Raw genomic sequence first — 571 nt, forward strand, 5'->3', positions numbered from 1 at the left:
CTGGTGTTCGGGTTGTCATGCCAATGGCATTGCCCGGTAGCTACGTTCGGAATCGATAACCGCTGAAAGCATCTAAGCGGGAAGCGAGCCCTAAGATGAGTCATCCCTAGGAATTTAATTCCTCTAAAGAGCCGTTCGAGACTAGGACGTTGATAGGCATGGTGTGTAAGCGTTGTGAGGCGTTGAGCTAACATGTACTAATGACTCGAGAGGCTTAACCATACAACCCAGATGGGTTTTGCTAAGCGAACTTAGACAGAATATCGACACTTGATAAAGTTAAAGACTCAAACAAAGCAAATCAGCTTTTCAAATTTTAATCAAAAGGTTAATTACGCAGGAAATTGTTAGGCTGACAAAGCCGTGACGAGCGAGGCGCGGAGTGTACGTTAGTACATGAGCACAGTAGCGAGGAAACAATGCCGTCAGACGGACAATTAACCAGTAAGAATTTGCTTGGTGACAATAGCCTTGTGGAACCACCTGATCCCATCCCGAACTCAGAAGTGAAACGCAAACGCGCCGATGGTAGTGTGGGGTCTCCCCATGTGAGAGTAGGTCATCGCCAAGC

2 rRNA genes are annotated in these 571 nt (G+C 47.1%); both read left to right on the forward strand.

The features are described from left to right. Nucleotides 1–222 (forward strand): 23S ribosomal RNA (locus L5L98_RS22330); the annotation flags it as partial. 233 nt (nucleotides 223–455) lie between these two features. Next, nucleotides 456–571 (forward strand): 5S ribosomal RNA (rrf, locus tag L5L98_RS22335).

The organism is Shewanella sp. SM23 (assembly GCF_025654295.1).
GTDB classification, from domain to species: Bacteria; Pseudomonadota; Gammaproteobacteria; order Enterobacterales; family Shewanellaceae; genus Shewanella; species Shewanella oncorhynchi.